This is a genomic window from Parvibaculum sedimenti (assembly GCF_009184905.1).
Taxonomy (GTDB): domain Bacteria; phylum Pseudomonadota; class Alphaproteobacteria; order Parvibaculales; family Parvibaculaceae; genus Parvibaculum; species Parvibaculum sedimenti.
The window spans coordinates 379,373-386,972 of the sequence record NZ_WESC01000001.1 but is presented as its reverse complement, the minus strand read 5'-3'; the positions used below and the strand labels follow the sequence as shown (position 1 = coordinate 386,972).

The window sequence follows — 7,600 nt, the reverse complement described above, 5'->3', positions numbered from 1 at the left end:
GAGCGACAGCCTCTCGCTTGGCGGCGGGCCCTACCATTTTTTTGCCAGAAGCTCGCGAAGAGCAGACGCATCGAGCACCGCATCGGCGAGCAACCGCTTCAGCTTCCCGTTCTCGTCTTCCAGCGCCTTCAGCCGTCGGGCCTCCGACACGTCGAGGCCGCCATACCTGGCCTTCCAGTTGTAAAGCGTCGCTTCCGAGATCCCGTGCTTGCGAGCCAGGTCCGCCGCCTTCGCGCCGGCCTCGTGTTCCCGCAAGACCCCGATGATCTGCTCTTCCGTAAAACGCTGCCTCTTCATCGTCCGTCTCCCTTCCATAGGGCCGGACTCTAAATCCTTCTGGACGAAAATCTCAGTGGCACGTCACCTCCATTCCTAAGGCCTGCCCTCCCGCACCCGCGCAGAGTTCAACTGAAAACATCATGATAAATACGCTTCCCTCTTCACCCATCGTCGGGCGATTTCGAAATTAACTTTACTAAGGATTCGACGGTTGGGGAGCAGATGTTTTGCTTTCTCTCGTAAGCAAGATGACCCTCGAATCCAAAGCGGTTGGGTACCTATGTGGTACTCAAGGCGCAGCGCCTGAACGCTAACCAGTCATAAGTGATTGATTTTATTGGTGCGCCGAGAAGGATTCGAACCTCCGACCCTCAGATTCGTAGTCTGATGCTCTATCCAGCTGAGCTACCGGCGCTTGACCCGTGACGTGGGCCCGAAGGCCTCGTCTCAAGGGCGGGCAACTCTTAAAGGGTAGCGCGGCCGAAGGCAAGGGGCCGATTCAGGCTTTTCGACAGGTTTATTTCCCGTACCGTTCCCGGTAACTCGCAGCCCCGCCTAGGCTTTCCGCCTCATAGACGCCTCGGGCCACCGATCTTGCCACGCAATCGGCGGCGATGGAGCCCAACCAGGCGAGCCGACCCGCCCGGTTTTCGGGGCCGAGCGCCACCTTGCCCGTCGCCAGCACGAAGATGACATCGCCATCCACCGGGGCATGAACGGGCCTGATCGCACGGGCGAGCCCGTCCTGCGCCATGATGGCGAGCCGGCGGGCTTCCGCGGACGTGATATCCGCATTGACGGCGACGACGCCGATCGTCGTGTTTGTGCCGGGAGTGATGCCGGCAAGGGCCGCCTTTGTCTCGTCGAAGGGGTCTCTGGCGGCCAGTCCCGACATCTCGCCCGGCCAGCCATGCCCGCCGAACTCACCGTCCATTTCATAAGGCGCCGCCCAGAAGGCGCGGCTGCCCGGCATGACGACCGAGCCAAAGGGATTGGAGGCGATCAGCGCGCCGACCTTGAGCCCGTCCTCGGACACGGCGGAAGCCGAGCCGAGACCACCCTTGAGCAGGCCCGCCCGCGCGCCGAAGCCCGCGCCCGCATTGCCGAGCGAGAAGTGCCGCTCCGCCTTTTCGCAGGCCGCCCGGCCGAGGGCACGGTAAGGCGGCTCCTCGCCCCAGTCCTTGTTCCCGCCATTGGTCAGATCAAAGAGAATCGCGGAGGGGACGACTGGCGCGACCAGCGGCGAATTGCCAAGCGCATAGCCGCGCCCCCGCGCGCCGAGCCAGGCGACCGCGCCTGACGCCGCGTCGAGTCCATAGACGGAGCCGCCCGAGAAGACGAGCCCATGCACCGCATCGACAAGACAATCGGGATCGAGCGCGTCGGTCTCGCGCGTGCCTGGTCCACCGCCGCGTACATCGACGGCCGCGATCGCCGCTTCATCGGGCAGCACCACGGTCACGCCCGTTCGCACATGCGCGTCCTCGGCATTGCCGACAGCAATACCCTCGACATCGGTGATGAGATTGAGCTTTCCCTTGCGGATGGTGCCGATGTTCATAAGCTGTCCCAGATTGGTTGCCCGCGCGAGCCGGACGCCACCGAGTGAAGGGGATCAACGCATGCCGCTCAAGCGAATTCTGCCCGTCATCGTCGCGGCGATCCTCGTCGTGGCGATTTCGCTCTGGTGGACCTTCGGCCAAGGTACGCGGCATTCCTACATGGTGGCTGCCGCCAACCCCTATGCGAGCGAGGCGGGCGCACAAATCCTGAAAAGAGGTGGCAGCGCCGTCGACGCGGCCATCGCCATTCAGGCGGTGCTTACGCTGGTCGAGCCCGAATCGTCGGGACTGGCAGGCGGCGCCTTCATGCTGCACTGGGCGCCCCGGACGGGCAAACTCGACGCCTATGACGGGCGCGAAACGGCGCCGGCGGGCGCGACGCCCGACATGTTCCTCGATGCGCAGAAAAAGCCCCTCGGCATTCGCGACGCGGTTCTGAGCGGACGTTCGGTCGGCACGCCCGGCGTGGTGCGCATGCTCTGGCTCGCACATGAGAAGTACGGAAAGCTCCCCTGGGCCGATCTTTTCAAGCCCGCGATCAAACTTGCGACCGAAGGCTTCAAGATTTCGCCAAAGCTCGCCGCAACGATCAAGCGCGACACAGCACTCCCCTCCATGCCGGTGGTTCAGGACTATTTCTACAGCAAGGATGCGAGCGGCAACCGCGTGCCGCTGGCGGCGGGCGCAATGCTCAAGAACCCCGAACTCGCTGAAACGCTGAAACTTATCGCGGCGAAGGGGCCAGACGGCTTCTACGCAGGCCCCGTGGCGCAGAAGATCGTCGATGCCGTCACCCATGCGCCGGCGCTCCCCGGCACTCTCTCGCTCGCCGATCTTTCCGCCTATCAGGCGAAAGAGCGCGAGCCGCTCTGCCGCGCCTATCGAGACTATCGGGTCTGCACCATGCCGCCGCCCACATCCGGCGGCATCACGACCTTGCAGATTCTCGGCATTCTCGAAAATTTCGACATGGGCCAGATCGAGCCCATGTCGCTCCCGGCCGTGCATTTCATCGCGGAGGCTGAAAAGCTCGCCTATGCGGACCGCGCGAAATTCATCGGCGATCCCGATCATGTGCATGTGCCTGTCGATGCCATGCTCGATGCAAGCTATCTGCACAAGCGCGCGGGCACCATAGATCCGAGCCGCTCCATGGGCCGCGCCAACCCCGGAGAGATCGACGACCAGCGCGCGGACGCCTATGGCATCAATGCCGACATCGCGCGCCCCTCCACCAGCCATTTCAGCATTTTCGATCCCGACGGGAACGTCGTCTCGATGACAACCTCGATCGAGGCGCCTTTCGGAAGTCATCTGATGGCGGCGGGCATGATGCTCAACAACCAGCTGACGGATTTCTCTCTTGTGCCCGAAGTGAACGGCGCGCCTGTGGCGAATGCCGTTGCGCCGGGCAAGCGGCCCATGTCGGCCATGGACCCCGTCATCGTTTTCGACAAAGGCGGAGATTTCTTCGCCGCCGTCGGCTCGCCGGGCGGCAGCCGCATCATCGGCTATGTAACGGAGACGCTGATCGGCCTGCTCGACTGGAACATGAACATGCAAACGGCGATTGCGCTGCCTCGTTTCGTCGACCGCAATGGCGCGCTTGAGATCGAGAAGGGAACCGATCTGGAAAAGCTGACGCCGCAATTGCAGCAGCTCGGCCACGAGGTAACGCCGGTCGAACTCAAAAGCGGACTGCACGGCATCAGGCTGACCTCACTTGGCCTCGATGGCGGCGCCGATCCGCGCCGTGACGGCATTGTCGTCGAGGGCGCGCGCTAGATCGCTTCCCTCGCCGCATGCGCGAGGCCCAGAAGCGCCGTGTCGCCGCGCATGATGACCTGCACGGGGATCGCGGCGAGATAAGGCTCAAATCGTCCCTTCGCCTCGAAATGTCGCCGGAAGAGCGCTTCATCGAAAAGCCCGCGACCTCTCGCAATCCAACCGGGCACGATGCCACCGCCAATGAAGATGCCGCCCTTCGCGCCCAGCGTGAGCGCGAGATTGCCGGCCACCGAACCGAGCCAGCCGCAGAACATCGACACGGCCTCGACGGCATGAGGCGAGCCCTTCGCCGCCGCCAGGTCCGAGATGTCGGCGCCGGTCGGCTGTCCATCGACGGCCACACTGTCGAGCGCGGCAAGCGTCGTGTAGAGCGCCACGAGGCCCGGCCCCGAAAGCACGCGCTCGACGGAGACGCGGCCGTGTACCCTCATGAGATGCGCCAACACCTCGATCTCGCGCGTATTGGTCGGGGCAAGATCGACATGACCGCCCTCGCCCGGTATCGCAATGTAGCGCCCGCCATCCGGCACAAGGCCCGCAACGCCGAGGCCGGTCCCTGCGCCGAGAATGCCGATGGGCGAATGTGGATCGGCCTTGCCGCCCCCTAGCCGGTGAAGCTCATGGGCCTTCAGCTCCGGCACGGCGCGGGCGAGCGCCGCGAAGTCATTGATGAGCACGGGCCTCGCAACGCCGGTCGCATCGGCAAGCGCCTTCACCGAGACATCCCATGGGCAATTCGTCATCTGAATGCGCGCGGTCGCGCCTTCGCCCTCCACCGGCCCCGCCGCGCAGACGGCCACGGCATCGAGGCGCGGCCGTCCCTTCAGATCGAGAAAGGCAGCAAGCGCCACTTCGAGCGCGGCATAGTCGACCGTGTGAAAAACCGTCGGTGCATCGACCGCAATGTCGTTGCCGGTCGCACGCGCCAGCGCGAAACGCGCATTGGTGCCGCCAATATCGGAAACGAGAAAGAGACATTCGCTCATTGCGCAGCGACACCGAGTTTCGATGCGTTCTGTCTTTCCGCCTCGCGACAGTCGAGCATACTATCCTCCGCTGGTATGCAGACGCGAAATGTCGTGCCCTTTTCGCCGGTCGTCAACACGTCGATGGCCCCACCATGGCCGCGCGCAAGCTCGTCCGCAATGGCAAGCCCGAGCCCCGTGCCGCCGGAGCGCGCGCTACCTGCGAAAGGCACGAAGAGATGGGCCCGCGCCTTGTCGGGAAGGCCGGGGCCCGTATCGGACACGTCTATATGGACATGATCGCTTGCGAGATGGCCGGCGATGCGGATTTCGCCCGCGCGGTTCACGCCCTCTATCGCCTGCACGGCATTGCGACCGAGATTGAGCAGGATGCGGAAGAGGTGATCGCGGTCGGCGACGAGCGACAGATCGGCGGGCACTTCGTTCACCCATTGGATGCGGCCATCTATCGGCAGGCCGACAAGCTCGCGCACTTCGTCGACAAGCGGCGCGAGTGCAAAGCGCGCGCGGCGCGGCGGCTCCTCATCCGCGCGGCCGAAGCGCAACGTCCTGGTGCAAAGGTCGATCGCACGGTCGATGGAGGCAAAGAGACGCGGTGCAAGATGTTGCACCGTCGGATCGTTCACCGCGCCGATACGGTCCGAAATCAACTGCGCATTGGCGAGAATGTTACGCAGATCGTGGTTGATCTTGCTCACCGCCGCGCCGAGCGACGCAAGCCGCGCCTGCTGGTTCAGCGTCGCGCGAATTTCGCGCTGCATGGCCCCGAGTTCGCGCTCGGCGACGCCGATCTCATCTTCGCGATCCGACGGCGCGATGACGCGGCGCGCGTCTTCCGGGTTCTTGCGAAAGGCGACCATGTTCTCCGTGATACGGCGCATGGGCCGCACGAACACAAGATGCAAAACCAGATAGACGAGGCCCGCGGTCATCACCGAAATCACGATGGAGAGCCAGAAGATATTCGCGCCGTAATGCAGCATGGCGTGACGCAGCGGCGTCTCGCTGATGACGATCTCGATGAAATCGCCCGCGCCGAAGCGTGGAAAATCCGTCACCTCGATCACGCGCCCATCGCGGGAGAAAAGCGTGTGAAAGGCATCCATGATGAGCGTCGTGGGCATGGCGTCGCGAAGATCATAGGTCGCATCAATGCTGGGTGGCATCTTCTCACTCAGCATCAACCGGTGCTGGTTGTCGCGATGGAGCGAGACGGCAAAGACTTGCGCGTTTTCCAGAAGCTCCTGCTGAAGCGCTGGCGAGACCATGTTGTCCGGCGTCGCTTCGAGGGCGAGCGCCGCGATCTGCGCCGCGCCCAGATTCTGCTCGAGCCAGGTTTTGCGAAAATTGGCGATGGAAGGAACGAAGATCAGCACTTCGCTCAGCATCACGAAAAGAATGGTCAGCACGAGAAGCCGCCGCGACAGGCTCTGGGCAAGGCCCAGTCGCCAGCGGCCGGTTCTTGCTCCTCCTTCGCCCTCAGCCATTGACAGCTCTCCCTCGCGACCCTATCGGCCGCAAGCGCCATTCTAACCCATAAGCGCTGGCTTGGGATGCCTCAGCCGAAAAGTCCGAGGAAACGGACGAGCGCCCTCGTCTTCATGCTGAAAAGCGTGGGCGTGTAGTAGGACGAGGCAGCACGCTTCGATATCTCCGAAAGCGTCGGATAGGGGGCGACGATACCCGCCATGGCCGAAAGCTTCAGCGCCTGCGACTTTGCCAGCACCCAGGGCAGGATCAGCTCGCCCGCATGGGGGGCGACGATGGTGCAGCCGAGCACACGGCCATGCACATCGGTGATGACCTTGATAAGGCCGTCGGTCTCGTGTGTCGCCTGTGCGCGGTCGTTTTCGGCAAGGTGCCAGCGCAGCACATTGATCTTCATGTGGCGGGCGCGGGCTTCTGCCTCCGTCTCACCGACATGGGCAAGCTCGGGATCGGTGTAGGTAACATAGGGAATCGCGCCGTAATCGACTTTGGCGGGCAGGCGGAACAGCGCGTTCCTGATGACGATGCCTGCGTGATAATTCGCGACATGGGTGAACTGCATCCCGCCGATGACATCGCCGATGGCAAAGACGCGCTTGTTCGCGGTGCGCAGCCGGTCATCGACCTTGATGCCATGCGCGTCGGCCACGATGCCCGCCTTGTCGAGATCGAGCCCGTCGACGGATGGCTTGCGCCCCGTCGCGACGAGCAGATGCGAGCCTTCGATGACGCGCCGCCCGCTCGCTTCCTCGACGGTGACGGAAATGCGGCCCGCCGCGCCTGCCACGCCCGTCACCTTCACGCTTTCGAGAATCTCGACGCCTTCACGGATGAGCCGGTCGATCACGAGCGCGGTGAGTTCGGGATCGTCCTTTGCCAGCGCCTTCGCGGCCTCGATCACCGTCACCTTGCAGCCGAGGCGGTGATGCGCCTGCGCCATTTCCATGCCGATGGGACCGCCGCCAATGACGATCAGATGATCGGGGCGCTCCGTCTGATCGAAGATCGTTTCATTGGTGAGAAAGGGGACTGTATCGAGGCCGGGGATCGACGGAATGGCGGGATGCGAACCGGTGGCGATGACGAAACGGCGCGCATGAATCTCCTTGTTGCCGGCAATGACGGTGCGCGCATCCTTGAACCGCGCATGGTCCTTGATGACGGTGACGCCGAGTCCTTCGAAGCGCGCGACGGAATCGTTCGGCGCGATAGCGGCGATAACGCCTTTCACATGCGCGTTGACCTTTGCGAAGTCGATCTGTGGCGTCACCGGCGCAATGCCGAAGGCTTCGCCCTCACCCATCATATAGGCGTGGGCTCCAGCGGCGATCAGCGCCTTGGACGGCACGCAGCCGGTGTTGAGACAATCGCCGCCCATCTCCCCGCGCTCGATCAGAACGGTGCGCGCGCCCATCTGCGCCGCGCCCGCTGCCACCGACAATCCGCCGGAACCCGCGCCGATGATGCAGATATCGGCCTTGATCTTGTTCGTCATGT

Annotated in this window: 5 protein-coding genes, 1 tRNA gene and 1 pseudogene; 1 reads left to right on the top strand and 6 read right to left on the bottom strand. The window is 63.7% G+C overall.

All coding sequences use genetic code 11. The features are described from left to right. The 3 genes and pseudogenes from F2P47_RS01890 to F2P47_RS01880 form a co-directional block, all read right to left on the bottom strand. Positions 1–297, bottom strand: a pseudogene (locus F2P47_RS01890) (transposase); the annotation flags it as partial. Positions 298–617: 320 nt separating this feature from the next. Continuing rightward, positions 618–694, bottom strand: a tRNA-Arg gene (locus tag F2P47_RS01885). Positions 695–796: 102 nt separating this feature from the next. Continuing rightward, entirely contained in the window at positions 797–1,840 is a 1,044-nt protein-coding gene (locus tag F2P47_RS01880) for a P1 family peptidase (protein WP_152214449.1), read from the bottom strand. A 61-nt stretch (positions 1,841–1,901) separates the two neighbouring features. Here F2P47_RS01880 and ggt point away from each other — a divergent pair, with 61 nt between their 5' ends. Continuing rightward, positions 1,902–3,626 carry a gamma-glutamyltransferase gene (gene ggt / locus F2P47_RS01875; protein WP_152214448.1) on the top strand — a complete coding sequence of 575 codons (1,725 nt, stop codon included), beginning with the start codon at positions 1,902–1,904 and terminating at the stop codon, positions 3,624–3,626. Here ggt and glk read toward each other — a convergent pair. From glk to F2P47_RS01860, 3 genes are all read right to left on the bottom strand, one after another. Beyond that, positions 3,623–4,615 (bottom strand): glucokinase, encoded by a 993-nt coding sequence (gene glk, locus F2P47_RS01870; RefSeq protein ID WP_152214447.1) that lies wholly within the window; start codon positions 4,613–4,615, stop codon positions 3,623–3,625. The genes ggt and glk overlap by 4 nt on opposite strands. Next, on the bottom strand, positions 4,612–6,102 hold the full coding sequence (locus tag F2P47_RS01865; protein WP_152214446.1) for a sensor histidine kinase: 1,491 nt from the start codon (positions 6,100–6,102) through the stop codon (positions 4,612–4,614). Before F2P47_RS01865 ends, glk begins: the two co-directional genes overlap by 4 nt. 71 nt (positions 6,103–6,173) lie before the next feature. After that, positions 6,174–7,598 (bottom strand): dihydrolipoyl dehydrogenase family protein, encoded by a 1,425-nt coding sequence (locus F2P47_RS01860; protein ID WP_152214445.1) that lies wholly within the window; start codon positions 7,596–7,598, stop codon positions 6,174–6,176. Between the last annotated feature and the right edge of the window lie 2 nt (positions 7,599–7,600).

Excerpts from the sequence above, each read along its gene's own strand:
- F2P47_RS01860 (WP_152214445.1), bottom strand. The coding sequence starts at position 7,598 with ATGACGAACAAGATCAAGGCCGATATCTGCATCATCGGCGCGGGTTCC.
- F2P47_RS01880 (WP_152214449.1), bottom strand. The coding sequence starts at position 1,840 with ATGAACATCGGCACCATCCGCAAGGGAAAGCTCAATCTCATCACCGAT.
- glk (WP_152214447.1), bottom strand. The coding sequence starts at position 4,615 with ATGAGCGAATGTCTCTTTCTCGTTTCCGATATTGGCGGCACCAATGCG.
- ggt (WP_152214448.1), top strand. The coding sequence starts at position 1,902 with ATGCCGCTCAAGCGAATTCTGCCCGTCATCGTCGCGGCGATCCTCGTC.
- F2P47_RS01865 (WP_152214446.1), bottom strand. The coding sequence starts at position 6,102 with ATGGCTGAGGGCGAAGGAGGAGCAAGAACCGGCCGCTGGCGACTGGGC.